Origin of the sequence: Cribrihabitans neustonicus (genome assembly GCF_048820895.1) — a bacterium.
Taxonomy (GTDB): Bacteria; Pseudomonadota; Alphaproteobacteria; order Rhodobacterales; family Rhodobacteraceae; genus Cribrihabitans_A; species Cribrihabitans_A neustonicus.
The window spans coordinates 895581-909550 of record NZ_JBMERQ010000001.1; the positions used below are offsets into that span (position 1 = coordinate 895581).

Annotated in this window: 14 protein-coding genes; 9 read left to right on the forward strand and 5 right to left on the reverse strand. The window is 65.5% G+C overall.

Annotated elements, in window-relative coordinates; genetic code table 11:
- Positions 1 to 23 precede the first annotated feature (23 nt).
- The 3 genes from ACOHWE_RS04270 (at position 24) to ACOHWE_RS04280 (ending at position 4158) form a co-directional block, all read left to right on the forward strand.
- Positions 24 to 413, forward strand: coding sequence for a GFA family protein (locus ACOHWE_RS04270; protein WP_420664371.1), 390 nt, complete (start codon positions 24 to 26; stop codon positions 411 to 413).
- A 288-nt stretch (positions 414 to 701) separates the two neighbouring features.
- Positions 702 to 2591 (forward strand): propionate-CoA ligase PrpE, encoded by a 1890-nt coding sequence (gene prpE / locus ACOHWE_RS04275; RefSeq protein ID WP_420664373.1) that lies wholly within the window; start codon positions 702 to 704, stop codon positions 2589 to 2591.
- Positions 2592 to 2727: 136 nt separating this feature from the next.
- Complete coding sequence (locus ACOHWE_RS04280; protein WP_420664375.1) at positions 2728 to 4158, forward strand: amidase family protein; 1431 nt, start codon at positions 2728 to 2730, stop codon at positions 4156 to 4158.
- Positions 4159 to 4991: 833 nt separating this feature from the next.
- Here ACOHWE_RS04280 and ACOHWE_RS04285 read toward each other — a convergent pair.
- Positions 4992 to 5753, reverse strand: a complete 762-nt coding sequence (locus tag ACOHWE_RS04285; RefSeq protein WP_420664376.1) for an NAD kinase — start codon at positions 5751 to 5753, stop codon at positions 4992 to 4994.
- Between the two features lie 170 nt (positions 5754 to 5923).
- On the opposite strand from ACOHWE_RS04285, the gene glyA reads away from it, so the two are divergent.
- The gene (gene glyA / locus ACOHWE_RS04290; protein ID WP_420664378.1) at positions 5924 to 7219 is read left to right on the forward strand and encodes a serine hydroxymethyltransferase; all 1296 of its coding nucleotides are present in this window, start codon (positions 5924 to 5926) and stop codon (positions 7217 to 7219) included.
- A gap of 154 nt (positions 7220 to 7373) precedes the next feature.
- Here glyA and ACOHWE_RS04295 read toward each other — a convergent pair whose 3' ends face one another.
- Positions 7374 to 7739, reverse strand: a complete 366-nt coding sequence (locus ACOHWE_RS04295) for a hypothetical protein (protein ID WP_420664379.1) — start codon at positions 7737 to 7739, stop codon at positions 7374 to 7376.
- Between the two features lie 116 nt (positions 7740 to 7855).
- On the opposite strand from ACOHWE_RS04295, the gene ACOHWE_RS04300 reads away from it, so the two are divergent.
- A complete protein-coding gene (locus tag ACOHWE_RS04300; protein ID WP_420664381.1) occupies positions 7856 to 8614 on the forward strand; it encodes an alpha/beta fold hydrolase in 759 nt (252 codons plus the stop codon).
- 35 nt (positions 8615 to 8649) lie between these two features.
- On the opposite strand, the gene ACOHWE_RS04305 is transcribed toward ACOHWE_RS04300, so the two are convergent.
- The 3 genes from ACOHWE_RS04305 to ACOHWE_RS04315 form a co-directional block, all read right to left on the reverse strand.
- On the reverse strand, positions 8650 to 8838 hold the full coding sequence (locus ACOHWE_RS04305) for a hypothetical protein (protein ID WP_420664382.1): 189 nt from the start codon (positions 8836 to 8838) through the stop codon (positions 8650 to 8652).
- 111 nt (positions 8839 to 8949) lie between these two features.
- Entirely contained in the window at positions 8950 to 9978 is a 1029-nt protein-coding gene (locus tag ACOHWE_RS04310; RefSeq protein WP_420664384.1) for a sterol desaturase family protein, read from the reverse strand.
- Between the two features lie 35 nt (positions 9979 to 10013).
- The gene (locus tag ACOHWE_RS04315; RefSeq protein WP_420664386.1) at positions 10014 to 10772 is read right to left on the reverse strand and encodes a class II aldolase and adducin N-terminal domain-containing protein; all 759 of its coding nucleotides are present in this window, start codon (positions 10770 to 10772) and stop codon (positions 10014 to 10016) included.
- A 93-nt stretch (positions 10773 to 10865) separates the two neighbouring features.
- Between ACOHWE_RS04315 and ACOHWE_RS04320 the strand changes: the two genes are divergently transcribed.
- The 4 genes from ACOHWE_RS04320 to queE all read left to right on the forward strand — a co-directional run bounded on the left by ACOHWE_RS04320 (position 10866) and on the right by queE (position 13961).
- On the forward strand, positions 10866 to 11756 hold the full coding sequence (locus ACOHWE_RS04320) for a LysR family transcriptional regulator (protein WP_420664388.1): 891 nt from the start codon (positions 10866 to 10868) through the stop codon (positions 11754 to 11756).
- Between the two features lie 434 nt (positions 11757 to 12190).
- Positions 12191 to 12892, forward strand: a complete 702-nt coding sequence (queC, locus tag ACOHWE_RS04325; RefSeq protein ID WP_420664389.1) for a 7-cyano-7-deazaguanine synthase QueC — start codon at positions 12191 to 12193, stop codon at positions 12890 to 12892.
- Entirely contained in the window at positions 12892 to 13257 is a 366-nt protein-coding gene (queD, locus tag ACOHWE_RS04330) for a 6-carboxytetrahydropterin synthase QueD (RefSeq protein ID WP_420664391.1), read from the forward strand. The genes queC and queD overlap by 1 nt, the downstream gene beginning before the upstream one ends.
- Positions 13254 to 13961: a 7-carboxy-7-deazaguanine synthase QueE gene (gene queE / locus ACOHWE_RS04335; protein WP_420664393.1), complete on the forward strand. Its 708-nt coding sequence runs from the start codon at positions 13254 to 13256 to the stop codon at positions 13959 to 13961. Before queD ends, queE begins: the two co-directional genes overlap by 4 nt.
- The last annotated feature ends 9 nt before the right edge of the window (positions 13962 to 13970 follow it).

A 13970-nucleotide genomic window follows, 5' to 3' on the forward strand; every position in this document is an offset into this window, starting at 1 on the left:
GAGCGGCCAGCGGGGAGGACGGCATGAAGGGACAATGCAGCTGCGGTGAAGTGGTTTGGGAGAGCGAAGCCGCGGTGGCCTGGAGCTGTTACTGCCATTGCGCCGATTGCCGCCGCGCCTGCGCGGCGCCGGTTACCGCATTTTTCGGACTGCCGCATGAGGCGGTGAACTGGGGCGGTACAGAACCGCGCATTTACCGCTCCTCCGAAGGGGTGGAGCGGCTGTTCTGCGGCACCTGCGGCACCCAGATGGCCTACCGCACCGCCCGCGACCCGGTGAATATTCACCTCTACACGGCGACGCTGGAAGATCCGGGCGCGGTGCCGCCGCGCTTCCATGTCTTCCACAGCGAGCACCTGACCTGGCTGCACCTGCAGGACGGCCTCCCTCGCTACGCCAAGACCGCCGGCTGATCGAGGGACCGCGGAAAGCGGGTGATTCTCCGCGGCTGCCCCGCGCCGGACCCTAATTTCCCGCGCAGCCCCCCCAGACTTTGCAAAGCCGGCAGCGCTTTGAGGAATATTCCAGCGCAAAGCCGGCTTTGCAAAGTCACCCCGGAACCGGGGTGTAAATTCTGTAAACCCTCGCGCGGAAACGCCCCGTCCCCTGTAATTTTCTTCACCAATCTGCCTCCCGCGCTTGTCAAAACTTGCCCGGGAGCGGCGTTCTCGCCTAGGCAATTGGCAGGAGGAGTAAGACACATGGCATATCAGGACATCTACGCCCGCTGGCAGCAGGACCCGGAAGGCTTCTGGATGGAGGCAGCCGGTGCGATCAGCTGGGACCGGGCGCCCTCGAAAGCACTTTTCGACAAGGGGAACGGCTTGCACGAGTGGTTTGCCGACGCGCGCGTCAACACCTGCTACAACGCGGTGGACCGGCATGTGGAGGCGGGCCGCGGCGGGCAGGCTGCGATCATCCATGACAGCCCGGTGACCGGCACCAAAAAGGTGATCTCCTATGCCGAGCTGAAGGACCGGGTGGCCTCGCTGGCCGGGGCCCTGCGCGCCAAGGGCGTGGAGAAAGGCGACCGCGTCATTATCTACATGCCAATGGTGCCCGAGGCGCTGGAGGCGATGCTGGCCTGCGCCCGGCTGGGGGCGGTGCATTCCGTGGTGTTTGGCGGCTTTGCCGCGAACGAACTGGCGGTGCGCATTGACGATGCCACCCCCAAGGCGATCATCGCCGCCTCCTGCGGCATCGAGCCGGGCCGCACCGTGCGCTACAAGCCGCTGCTGGACGGCGCGATCGAACAGGCGGCGCACAAGCCCGCGTTCTGCGTGATCCTCCAGCGCGAACAGGAGGTGGCGGAACTGGTTGAGGGGCGCGATGCCGACTGGCACGGCTTCCAGGAAGGTGAGGCGCCCGCGGACTGCGTGCCCGTCGAAGGCAACCACCCCTCCTATATCCTCTATACCTCCGGCACCACTGGAGCGCCCAAGGGGGTGATCCGCCACACCGCGGGACAGCTGGTGGCGCTGAATTGGACAATGAAGAACATCTACAACGTCGATCCGGGCGATGTGTTCTGGGCGGCCTCGGACGTGGGCTGGGTCGTGGGGCACAGCTACATCTGCTACGGGCCGCTGATCCACGGCAACACCACCATCGTGTTCGAAGGCAAGCCTGTGGGCACGCCCGATGCCGGCACCTTCTGGCGGGTGATCTCTGAACACAAGGTCAAGAGCTTCTTTACCGCCCCCACCGCCTTCCGCGCGGTGAAGCGGGAGGACCCCAAAGGCGAGTTTGTCGGCAAATACGACCTCAGCTGCCTGGAGCAGGTCTATCTTGCCGGAGAGCGCGCCGATCCCGACACCATCGCCTGGGCCGAGGAGCAGCTCAAGGTGCCGGTAATCGACCATTGGTGGCAGACCGAGACCGGCTGGGCGATCGCCGCGAACCCGCTTGGCATCGAGGCGCTGCCGGTCAAGCGCGGCTCACCCGCGGTGGCGATGCCCGGCTACGAGGTGGAGATTCTCGACGAAGGCGGCCACCCGGTGGCGCCGGGCGAATTGGGCGCAATTGCGGTGAAGCTGCCGCTGCCGCCTGGCACGCTGCCGACGCTGTGGAATGCCGGGGAACGCTACCGCAAGAGCTACCTCACCACCTTCCCCGGCTATTACGAGACCGGCGATGCGGGCATGAAGGACGAGGACGGCTATCTCTACATCATGGCGCGCACCGATGACGTGATCAATGTGGCGGGCCACCGGCTCTCGACCGGCGCGATGGAGGAGGTGCTGGCGAGCCACCCGGATGTCGCCGAATGCGCGGTGGTCGGCGCAGCGGATGCGCTGAAGGGGCAGATGCCGGTCGGTTTCCTCTGCCTCAACGCTGGCTGCAGCCGCCCGCCCGCCGAGGTGGTTGACGAGGTGGTAAAGCTGGTGCGGGAGAAGATCGGCCCCGTGGCGGCCTTCAAACGCGCGGCAGTGGTGGAGCGGCTGCCAAAGACCCGCTCGGGCAAGATCCTGCGCGGCACAATGGTGAACATCGCCGATGGCACGCCCTGGAAGATGCCCGCCACCATCGACGACCCGGCGATCCTTGACGAAATCACGGCAGCGCTGCAGAGCCTCGGTTACGCCCGGTAGCAGGTCCGCTCTCCGGCGCGGCAACCGGCCATGAAACCACGTGATTTCATGGCCGGAGTTCCCATGGAATTCCGGTAGCCCGTTTTCCCTTGCAAGTCTTCCCTGCCCGCCTAACCTGCGGCGGGGAGGCTTGAGCATGACACATGACGACATCTGGCGGCTGAGCGCCACGGAGCTGGCAGAACGGACCCGCGCGGGCGATTTGAGCGCAGAGGCCGCCGTGCAGGCCTCGCTGGCCCGTATGGAGGCGGTGAACCCGGGCCTGAACGCGGTAGTCGAGGACCTGGGCACGGAGGCGCTGGAGCGCGCGCGGTTGCTCGACAAGGCGCGCGCGGGCGGCGCCGTGCCGGGGCCGCTGCACGGGGTGCCTGTCACCATCAAGATCAACGTGGACCAGGCGGGCCATGCCACGTCAAACGGGGTGGCGGCATTGAAGGACCTCATCGCCCCCGCCGATGCGCCGGTGGTGGAAAATCTGCAGAAGGCGGGCGCAGTGGTGATCGGGCGGACCAATACGCCGGAGTTTTCTTTCCGCGCCGACACTGACAACCCGCTGTTCGGGCGGACGCATAATCCCTGGGGGGATCATGTCTCGCCCGGCGGTTCCTCAGGCGGCGCCGGGGCTGCGGTGATGGCGGGGATCGGAGCGCTGGCGCACGGCAATGACATCGGCGGCAGCTTGCGCTTCCCGGCCGCCGCCAATGGCGCGGTCACGGTAAAGCCGGGTCTGGGCCGGGTGCCTGCCTGGAACCCCAGTCAATCGGACGAACGCGGTCTGCTGGCGCAGCTGATGTCGGTGCAGGGGCTGCTGGTGCGGGCGGCGGAAGACCTGCACCTGGCGATGCCGAGCCTGATTGCGCCCGATCCGCGCGACCCGTTCCATGTGCCTCTGCCCTGGCGCGGCGCGGCGCTTGAGGGGCCCGTCAAGGTGGCCTTTACCCGCGAAACATTCGGCTATGATCTCCACCCCGAGGTTGAGGCGGCGCTGCTCACTGCCCGCGACGCCCTTTGCGATGCAGGCTATGTGGTCGAGGAGGTCGCGCTGCCCGATGCCTTCGAGGCCGGGCGCGTGGGCTACCGTGCGCTGATGGGCGAAGTGTATGCGCTGATGAAGGAGGACGTGGAGACTGCGGGTTCGCAAACCGTGCGCGATATCTTCGCCGTCTACTTCGAGGAGTTTCCGCCGTTTACCGGCGATGAACTGCTGCGGATGATGGCAAGGCGCAGCCATTTCGCGCGGCAGTGGTCGCTGTTCATGGAGGAGTACCCGCTGGTGCTCTCGCCATTCCTTCCGCAGCCTTTTTTCCGGCCCGGCCGCGATACCGAAGGCACAGAGGGGGTGCAGGAGGTATTGGGCAGTGCGGTCTACTCCTACGCGATGAACTTCATGGGACTTCCCGCGGCGTCGGTTCCGGCGCGGCTGGCGGCATTGCCCGCGGGGGTGCAGCCCGTCAATGTGCAAATCGCGGCGCGGCGCTGGCGCGAGGACCTGGCGGTGGAGGCCTGCGCCGCCATTGAGGCTCGCGCCGGGCGGATGTGCACGGAGCTATGGGAGAGGATGGGCTAGCGGCCGTATACAGGGCCGCATTCAGGCAGGTGGATCATCAAAACGGAAACGGGCACGGCTTGTTCGCCGGAAGAACGGGAACTGTGTGAGGCTGCTGGAGCGATGAGGCCTGCGGAAGTTTGAGGCCGATGGGAATTTCCCCGCCGCGGCAAACGGAAGCTGCGTTCATTGCCTTTGTCCCAGTGCTCCGGGTCACATTGCTCTGGACGGCAGGTGCCATAGCTGCCCCGGACGTCACGCTTCTGCGGCGTCACACCTCTGCGGCACCGGGTGGTCGCACCTCGTCACACCCCTTCGGCACTGGGTGCCGGAGGAGCGCCCGAATTGCAGAGTCGCAAGACACCGGGGGCACGGCATAAACCGCCCCCGGGGCCTTCCAAACAAGGATACTCGTCACAGACACACCGTTTGCGGCGTGCCGCATTCAAATACATTGTCGCGTTTACATTGTCGCGTTTTATCGCGCTGCAAGGACAAGCGGTCTGACCGACGACCCGCGCTGCCGCCTGCATTTCACCCAATATTTGCCTTGCCCGGCCGTTCACCAGAACCAGCCGGCCCGGCACGGCGATCGCCGCAATCATGTCGCGGCAACCGCCATTTTCCGCAGCTTCTGCCGAAGGCACCGGTACCCAACTTCAACTCGTCAACACGCCCTCTTTAATACACGCACTTTTAAGTGCTTGAGGGCAAACTTCAGCGGCTTACCAGTGGCAGAGCAACAACTCTCTGCCCATGGGTAAAGGATGGCATGGATTTCCTACCCGATCCTTCACAAGTCCGTGAAACAAGCGTAAACACCGGTAATATAGCGCAAAACCGGAAAAACCGGGTCAGGTGAATTGCTCCGAGATCAGCCGTTCCTCCAGCCCGTGGCCGGGGTCAAACAGGATCTTGTGGCGGATTCGCGGCTCGGTTTGGATTTCCACCCAGTCGATGTCGGCGACCGAAATCGAATCCGCATCCGCCATCACCGGGCGTTTTTCGGCCTCCAGCACATCGAAACGCACCTTGGCATTGCTCGGCAGCAGCGCGCCGCGCCAGCGGCGGGGACGGAAAGCTGCAATTGCGGTGAGCGCGAGCACGTCGGCGCCGATCGGCAGGATCGGCCCATGCGCCGAATAATTGTAGGCAGTGGAGCCCGCGGGCGTGGAAACCAGCGCGCCGTCGCAGACCAGCTCCGCCAGCCGCTGCCGCCCGTCGACCGAGATTTTCAGCCGCGCCGCCTGCGGCCCGGCCCGCAGCAGCGAAACCTCGTTGATCGCCAGTGCCCGGTGGGTCACGCCGCTGCGGTCCATCGCGGTCATCGACAGCGGGTTGATGATCTCCAGTTCCGCATCCTCCAGCCGCTCGATCAGCCCTTCCTCGCGGTAGGTGTTCATCAGGAAGCCGACGGTGCCGCAGTTCATGCCGTAGACCGGCGCCGGGTGGTCCACCATGGAATGCAGCGTGCGAAGCATGAAGCCATCGCCGCCAAGCGCAACGATGACATCTGCCTCCTGAGGCACGACGTGGCCGTAGCGGGCGCTGAGCGCGGCCAGTGCCGCCTGGGCGACATCGGTGCGGCCGGCCAGAAATGCGATTCTCAGAGGCATGCGGTCTGTTTCCGGTGGTGGTCAGCTGGTTCCGAAACAAGCACAGCTTTTCCCCGAAGGCCAGACTTGCCGTTCTCCCAAGCGCATATGTCGCTTTACAGGCTTTCGATCGCGCCATGTTTCCTATAGGAAATCGCTCACCACTGTTCCTCTACTGACATGGAGCCATCATGACTGAAGCGACCCGCGACCCCGGCTTTTTCACCCAGCCGCTTGCCGAGCGCGACCCCGAGCTGTTCGGCGCGATCACCGATGAGCTGGGCCGCCAGCGCGACGAGATCGAGCTGATTGCCAGCGAGAACATCGTCTCCGCCGCGGTGATGGAGGCGCAGGGCTCCGTCCTGACCAACAAATATGCCGAGGGCTACCCCGGGCGGCGTTATTATGGCGGCTGCCAGTATGTCGATGTGGCGGAGAACCTGGCCATCGACCGCGCCAAGCAGCTGTTCAACTGCGAATTCGCCAACGTGCAGCCGAACTCCGGCAGCCAGGCGAACCAGGGCGTGTTCCAGGCGCTGATCAAGCCGGGCGACACCATCCTCGGGATGGACCTGGCTTCCGGCGGGCACCTGACCCATGGTGCTGCGCCGAACCAGTCCGGCAAGTGGTTCAATGCCGTGCACTACGGCGTGCGCCGCGAGGACAGCCTGATCGACTACGACCAGGTGGAGGCGCTCGCGAAGGAGCACCAGCCCAAGCTGATCATCGCCGGCGGCTCGGCCGTGCCGCGGGTCATCGACTTTGCCCGCTTCCGCGAGATCGCCGACATGGTGGGCGCCTACCTGCATGTGGATATGGCTCATTTTGCGGGGCTCGTGGCGGCCGGCGAGCATCCCTCGCCCTTCCCGCATGCGCATGTTGCGACCACCACCACCCACAAAACCCTGCGCGGCCCCCGCGGCGGCATGATCCTCACCAACGACGCGGATATCGCAAAGAAGGTGAACTCGGCGATCTTCCCCGGCATCCAGGGCGGCCCGCTGATGCATGTGATCGCTGCGAAGGCGGTGGCTTTCGGCGAAGCGCTGAAGCCCGAATTCAAGGCCTATCAGAAGCAGGTGCGGGCAAACGCCGTGGCGCTGGCGGACCAGCTGATCAAGGGCGGGCTCGACATCGTGACCGGCGGCACCGACACCCATGTTATGCTGGTCGATCTGCGCCCCAAGGGCGTGACCGGCAACATCGTCGACAAGGCACTGGGACGCGCGCATATCACCACCAACAAGAACGGCATCCCCTTTGACCCCGAAAAGCCGACGGTGACCTCCGGCATCCGCCTGGGCACCCCGGCGGGCACCACCCGCGGCTTCAAGGAAGAAGAGTTCCGCGAGATCGCCGATCTGATCGTCGAGGTGGTCGACGGTCTGGCTGCCAACGGTGAAGACGGCAACGGCGCAGTGGAAGCCGCGGTGCGCGAGAAGGTTGCCGCCCTCTGCGCCCGCTTCCCGCTCTACCAGAACCTGTAAGCGCCTGTCTCAGGACAGTATCCAGCCGCCGCGGCCCGCAAGCCGCGGCGGCTTTTCCGTATCAGTGTTGTTTACCGCAGCAGGCCGGGAGGCCGCCGCGCCGTGCCGGGCGCGCCGTTAGGGCGCGGCAATTGCCCCCGGAAAACGACGCCATTCAAACGAAGCCGCGCCAGCGCAGCACGATTACCAGAAGCGCAAACACTGTGAGCAGTGAGAATGCCATGCTGCCAAGGATGCTGAGAACAAGCGTCTTGCGGCGGCCATAGAGGTCGATCTTCTGCAGATGCGCCTTCACCTCCTCTGCCGCGGCCCGCAAGGGCTTTTCCTCGACTGTCAGCCGCAGCCGGGGGTGTTCCAGGAGCGGCAGCGCGCGGGCAAGCTTCATCCCTTGCCGGTAGATCCGCCGAGGCAGGCGGCGGCGGGCGCGGATAAGTGCGGCGGCAAGGTCGCCCGATGCATGCTCGCGCTGCTTCAGCAACTGGCGGATCGCGGCGATCTCCTGCTCGAGGCTGGCGGCCATGACGGCTGTATCCCGTGAAGGTGGCGGATGGTGCCAGACTAACGGTAATACCGTGGCAGCTCAATCCGGAGCGATCGGGGCTGGCAAGGCGCCGTCTGCCCAGCTATCACAGGGCCATGCTGAACACCATCACACATGGCTCCGCAACGGAGCAGCCGCCGCTCCTGATCGCACACGGGCTTTACGGCTCTGCCCGCAACTGGGGTGTCATTGCCAAGCGCTTGTCCGACCAGCGTCAGGTGGTGGCCGTCGACATGCGCAACCACGGCCAGAGCCATTGGCACGACAGCCACAGCTACCCCGACCTGGCCGCCGATTTGGCCGAGGTGATTGACGCCTATGGCGGGCAGATGGACGTGATTGGCCATTCGATGGGCGGCAAGGCGGCGATGACGCTGGCCTTGCAGCACCCGGCCGCAGTGCGGCGGCTTCTGGTGGCCGATATCGCGCCGGTTGCCTATGGCCACAGCCAGATTCAGTATATCGAGGCGATGCGGCAGGTCGATCTCTCCACTCTGGAGCGGCGGCCCGAGGCAGAGGCGCAATTGGCCCAGGCCGGGGTGGAGCCCGCGCTGCAGAGCTTCTTCACCCAGTCGCTGGACGTGGCCAACCGGCGCTGGCGGCTGAACCTCGACGCGCTGGCGGACCAGATGCCGGACATCATGTCCTTCCCCGACATCGACGCCGCCTGGGAAGGCCGCGCGCTGTTTCTGGCGGGCGCCGAGTCGGACTACGTGCTGCCGGAGCACCGGGACCGGATCCGGGCGCTGTTCCCCAATGCGCGTTTCGCCAAGCTGCCAGGCGCGGGCCATTGGCTGCATGCCGAGAAGCCGCGCGAGTTCGAGGCGGCGGCGCGGGTGTTCCTGAACGCCTGAGCCTCTGGGCGGCGCGCGACCCTGCCGCCCCTGGCTCAGGCGCCGCGGGCGTAAAGCGCGCGGGCGACCATCCACGCGGCCGGCAGGCCCAGCGCCGCACCCGCCGCTGCGGCCCCCAGGATCGCCGGGACTGTCGCAAGCCCGGCCACCAGCACCGCAATCACCCCGGCACCGGCCAGGCTGGTGCCGATCAGCGAATAGAGAAGAGAAGCAAGGCGCAGCATCGGTGTCTCCTATGGTCTGCCATCATAGCTCTGCCCTGTCCTACGCCGCCCAGCACGGCCCGGCGTTGATCAGGATCAGATTGCGCGCCCTGGTTCCGCCTGCCCCCTCCGTCAGCGCGTGTACATTTGTTTCTTGAACGCCCGGGTGCGCTTTGTCGCGGCCGCGCTGCCGTCGTGATAGGTGCCGAACCACTTGTCGAAGGGGATCTCGGAGGTGCCGTAGTTGCACTCGAAATAACGGTGGTGCAGCTGGTGGAAGAAGTCCCCCGCCTTGGCCGCCTCCCGATCGCATGCGATCACCCGCTCGAATCCGGAGTGCGACAGCACCGGGCTCACCTGCTGGAACATGGCGTGGAACAGCAGGTGCAGCGGGTGCGACGGCACGGCGAGGTGGACGAAATAGGTGGTGAAGTAGAGCAGGTTCTCGAACCAGTGGTTGGAAATGCCGGACCAGGGGCCCGTGTTGACATTCCGGTGATGCACCGCGTGGACATGGCGGTAGAGCCGCGGGTGATGTTCCAGCCGGTGCACCCAGTAGAAATGCAGCCCCGACCACATCGGGATCAGCAGCAGCCACAGGATTGCCCAGACCGGCGCTTCGGAAAAGGTGATGACAGGCGCCCAGCCGTTGGCCATCGCCCAGAATATCCCCCATTGGTAGACAGTGGCGACGGTGATAGCGCTGCCCAGGGTCCACCAGATGTTGTCGAGCACCTGGTTGCGGAAGGCGAAGGTGCCGTTGCCGCGGGAGAGCTCGCGGGCGTCGAACTTCTTGCGCGTCCCCTGCCCCTTGCGGATGTAGAGCCACCAGTGCAGCCCGCCCGCCACCAGCACCTGCGGCAGCAGGTTCGTCAGCCAGACGCGCAGCATCCAGCCGGGGCGGAAGCTGGTCATCTCTGCCAAAGGCGGCAGCAGCCAGAAATAGAGCGCCACAGCCAGCAGAAAGGTCACGGTGAGCGCGGTGATCTCTGCCCAGGCACTCCGGTACCAGGCCAGCACTGCACGCGGCCGGGGCGGCCAGGAAAACAGCGGGTTGAGCGGAACCGGGCCGTCGGGGCGGTAGTTCCAGCGCTGGCTTTCGGGGTCCAGGGCGCTGGCGGCCACGGTCTCGGTCATCGGGGTCATTCCGGGCGCGGTCATGGGGGTGCCTCCGGGCTGCGGTTTCCGTCGGGGTGTCAGGTAGCGTAAGCCGAGCCTTCCTCGTCGAGGATGGCTTTCAGCTCGGCGAGGTGGCGTTCAGCCTGGCTCGGGTACTCTTCCAGCTCGCGGGCGGTCTTCTCGGCGATTTCATCGCTCAGCACCCGCAGCCTCTGCCCGGTCTGCAGGGCCCGGATATAGGTCTCCGCCGCGCGCTCGAAGTAGTAGAGGCGGTTGAAGGTGTCGGCCACATCGGCGCCGAGGACCAGCACGCCGTGGTTTCCCATGATCATCACCTTCTTCCGCGGATCCGACAGCAGAGCGGCGCAGCGTTCGCCCTCGCTTTCGAAGGCAAGCCCGCCATAGCCCTCGTCCACCACATGACGGTTGTAGAATGTAGCGGTGTTCTGGTCGATCGGCGGCAGGGAGCTGTCGGCGAGGCAGGCCAGGACGGTGGCGTGGATCGAATGCACGTGCATCACGCAGCGCGCATGCGGGCAGAGCCGGTGCAGCGCGCCGTGCAGCCCCCAGGCGGTGGGATCGGGGGCGTCGGGCCGGTCCATCGTGGAGGGGTCATTGGCATCGAGCAGCAGGAGGTCCGATGCCTTCACCCGGGCAAAATGCACCTGGTTCGGATTCATCAGGAAACGGCTGCCGTCGTCGCTCACCGCGAGGCTGAAGTGGTTGGCGACGCCTTCGTGCATATTGAGCCGCGCGGTCCAGCGGAACGCGGCGGCCAGGTCGACGCGCGCGGTCCAGTGGGTGAGGTTCTCGCGGGGCGCGGGTTGCAGGTTCATCGGGGTCTCCATCGCTGTTTCCCAAGGGATGCCAGCGCGCCCAGGGGCTGACAAACGATGGATTCCGCGCTAATGCATCAGAAAAGCTTATGCATGGATCATGCACCGATGCCCGCGCCCTCCCTGCCTCCGCTGACCTGGCTGCGCGCCTTCGAGGCAAGCGCGCGGCATCTGTCGTTTACCCGCGCGGCGGCCGAGTTGAACCTCACCCAGCCCGCGATCAGCCAGCATGTGCGCAGCCTGGAAAATTTCCTCGGCCGGGAACTGTTTGTGCGCAAGACCCGGGCGCTGGACCTGACCGAGGCGGGTGCGAACTACCTGCCGGTGGTGCGCGAGGCTTTCGACCTGATCGCGGCCGGCACCCGCGCCTTTACCGGCGGCGACCAGGGTCGGCATCTGGTGTTGCAGTGCAATATGGCGTTTTCGGTGTTTTGGCTGGCGCCGCGTCTGCAGCGGCTTTATGCGCGGTTTCCCTGGCTGGTGCTGAATATCGTGACGCCGATCTGGGACCCGGAGCGCCATGCGGCCAATGCCGGGACCGAGATCCGCTTTGGCCGCCCCAACGACATGTCGCCAACGGCAGTACGTCTGACGCGGAACCGCTTCTACCCGGTCTGCGCCCCCGGCTATCAGGGCGGGAGGGTCGATTTTTCTTCGGCCACTTTGCTGGATTGTGCTGGAGTCACGGGGTCTTGGGGGGCGTGGTTTAAGTCACAGGGACTGGCGTTTACGCGCGGTGATGAGGTGAACCTCGGCTCCACCTATGTGATCGCGATGACCGCGGCGCTGCATGGTGCAGGCGTTGCGATGTCGCATGACACGCTTGCGGCGGGACTCCTGGCGGGCGGCCAGCTGGTGCGTGCAGGGGAACACTCGGCGGAACTCTTGGAAAACTACTTCCTGCTGCCACCGCCCAGCCATGCCAGTACCCCGGCCTCGCGGGCGTTTCTGGAATGGCTGGGGGAAGAGCTGCCGCAAGCGTAACTCACAGCGGGGAACGGGGCTGAGCTGGCGGAACCAGGGACTGCCTGCGTGTGTGGGAGATCAGGCCCGCACAGACACTTGCTGTCTGCCGAGCCCGGCCAAGTGGCGGGCAGCGCCGGAGCCCCTCCCCGTCAACCCAGCGTTTTGCCTTAGGTATGACAGCGGGCACTTCGCTTTCATTGTTCTGCCCCTGCAACCGCAACGCCGCCGCTCCCACCCAGACGGCCGATGCGCTTCAAGGACTGCGCATTCTGTCAATGAGAAGGCCGGGCGCAGTCTCCAGCAAGCAAACTGCAATCTGGGCAGTTTCAAAATTTCCCAGCAAGACCCTCAGGAAGTGCGCATTGCGCCCAACCCTTGCGCGCTTGGACCCGCGGCGCTATACGCGCAGAACCGGTCGCAGCCTACCCGGTCACCAAAACAAGGGTTCGAAAATGAAAACTATCGTTATCTGCTCGGGCGGGCTCGATTCCGTGTCGCTCGCGCACATGGTTGCTGAAGAACAGCAGCTCACCCGTCTTGTCTCCTTCGACTACGGCCAGCGCCACAGGAAGGAACTCGACTTTGCCGCCGCCGCAGCTGAACGGCTGGGCGTGCCGCATGACATCATCAACATGCGCAACATCGGCGCCGCGCTTTCGGGCTCTGCGCTGACCGATGACATTGACGTGCCGGACGGTCACTACGAGGAAGAGACCATGAAGGTCACCGTGGTGCCGAACCGCAATGCCATCATGCTGACCATCGCCTACGGCATCGCTGCCGCCAACGGGGACGAGGCCGTAGCGGCAGCAGTGCATGGCGGCGACCACTTCATCTACCCCGACTGCCGCCCGGCCTTTACCGAGGCGTTTGACGCGATGCAGCGCGCCGCGCTGGACGGCTACGCCGACGTGCGGCTCTACACGCCCTTCGTGCACCGCTCCAAGGCAGACATCGTGACCGCGGGCGCCAAGCACGGCACCCCGTTTGCGGAGACCTGGTCCTGCTACAAGGGCGGCGAGAAGCACTGCGGCCGCTGCGGCACCTGTGTGGAGCGGCGCGAAGCGTTCCACTTGGCGGGTGTCGAGGATCCGACAGACTATGCAGACCCCGATTTCTGGCAGAAGGCTGTTGCCGGTAAGGACGGTGGCTGATGTACCGGATCACAAAGGAGTTCCACTTCTCCGCTTCGCACCAGCTGTCGCATCTGCCGCCGGAGCACCAATGCGCGCGGCTGCACGGGCACAATTACGTGGTGGTGGTGGAGCTGGCGGCGCAAGCGCTGAACCGGGATGGCTTCGTGCGTGACTATCACGAGCTGAAGCCTCTCAAGTCCTATATCGACGAGTGTTTCGACCACCGGCATCTGAACGACGTCCTGGACGGGCCGTCGACGGCCGAGAACATGGCCAAGCACTTCTACGACTGGTGCCGCGCGCGCTGGCCCGAAGTGGCGGCAGTAAAGGTCTCGGAAACGCCGAAGACATGGGCGGAATACCGGCCGGAGATCGGGCCATGACCCTTCGTATCGCAGAAATTTTCGGCCCCACGATCCAGGGCGAAGGCGCGCTGATCGGCGAGCCCACGGTGTTCGTGCGCGCGGGCGGCTGCGATTACCGCTGTTCCTGGTGCGACAGCATGCACGCGGTCGACAGCGCCTACCGCCACGACTGGGCGCCGATGAGCGCGGAAGAGGTAATGGATGAGGTGCGCCGCCTGTCGGGCGGCCGGCCGCTCACCGTGTCGATCTCCGGCGGCAACCCGGCGATCCAGGACTTCGGTGCCCTGATCGCGCTCGGCAAGGCCGAGGGCTACCGCTTTGCCTGCGAAACGCAAGGCTCGCTGGCGCAGCCATGGTTTGCGGAGCTGGACACGCTGGTCCTCAGCCCCAAGCCGCCCTCCAGCGGCGAGAAGACCGACTGGCACAAGTTCACCCGTTGCCTGCACATGGCCGAGGGCTGCGGCCAGGTGGTGATTAAGATCGTGGTGTTCGACGGCACCGACTACAATTGGGCCAAAGACGCGGCCGAGCGCCACCCCGGCCTGCCGCTTTACCTGCAGCCGGGCAATCCGGACGTGGACCCGGAACAGCCGGTGGACCTGCAGCAAGCCACCGACCGGCTGCTGTGGCTGATCGAAAAAGTGACCGGCGACGGCTGGTTTGCCCCGCGTGTCCTGCCCCAGCTGCACGTGCTGGTCTGGGGCAACAAGCGCGGTGTGTGAAAGGAAAAA

Excerpts from the sequence above, each read along its gene's own strand:
- ACOHWE_RS04305 (WP_420664382.1), bottom strand. The coding sequence starts at position 8,838 with ATGCTGCGCCTTGCTTCTCTTCTCTATTCGCTGATCGGCACCAGCCTG.
- ACOHWE_RS04315 (WP_420664386.1), bottom strand. The coding sequence starts at position 10,772 with ATGAACCTGCAACCCGCGCCCCGCGAGAACCTCACCCACTGGACCGCG.
- ACOHWE_RS04310 (WP_420664384.1), bottom strand. The coding sequence starts at position 9,978 with ATGACCGCGCCCGGAATGACCCCGATGACCGAGACCGTGGCCGCCAGC.
- queE (WP_420664393.1), top strand. The coding sequence starts at position 13,254 with ATGACCCTTCGTATCGCAGAAATTTTCGGCCCCACGATCCAGGGCGAA.
- ACOHWE_RS04270 (WP_420664371.1), top strand. The coding sequence starts at position 24 with ATGAAGGGACAATGCAGCTGCGGTGAAGTGGTTTGGGAGAGCGAAGCC.
- queD (WP_420664391.1), top strand. The coding sequence starts at position 12,892 with ATGTACCGGATCACAAAGGAGTTCCACTTCTCCGCTTCGCACCAGCTG.
- ACOHWE_RS04320 (WP_420664388.1), top strand. The coding sequence starts at position 10,866 with ATGGATCATGCACCGATGCCCGCGCCCTCCCTGCCTCCGCTGACCTGG.
- ACOHWE_RS04285 (WP_420664376.1), bottom strand. The coding sequence starts at position 5,753 with ATGCCTCTGAGAATCGCATTTCTGGCCGGCCGCACCGATGTCGCCCAG.
- queC (WP_420664389.1), top strand. The coding sequence starts at position 12,191 with ATGAAAACTATCGTTATCTGCTCGGGCGGGCTCGATTCCGTGTCGCTC.
- ACOHWE_RS04280 (WP_420664375.1), top strand. The coding sequence starts at position 2,728 with ATGACACATGACGACATCTGGCGGCTGAGCGCCACGGAGCTGGCAGAA.
- ACOHWE_RS04295 (WP_420664379.1), bottom strand. The coding sequence starts at position 7,739 with ATGGCCGCCAGCCTCGAGCAGGAGATCGCCGCGATCCGCCAGTTGCTG.
- glyA (WP_420664378.1), top strand. The coding sequence starts at position 5,924 with ATGACTGAAGCGACCCGCGACCCCGGCTTTTTCACCCAGCCGCTTGCC.
- ACOHWE_RS04300 (WP_420664381.1), top strand. The coding sequence starts at position 7,856 with ATGCTGAACACCATCACACATGGCTCCGCAACGGAGCAGCCGCCGCTC.
- prpE (WP_420664373.1), top strand. The coding sequence starts at position 702 with ATGGCATATCAGGACATCTACGCCCGCTGGCAGCAGGACCCGGAAGGC.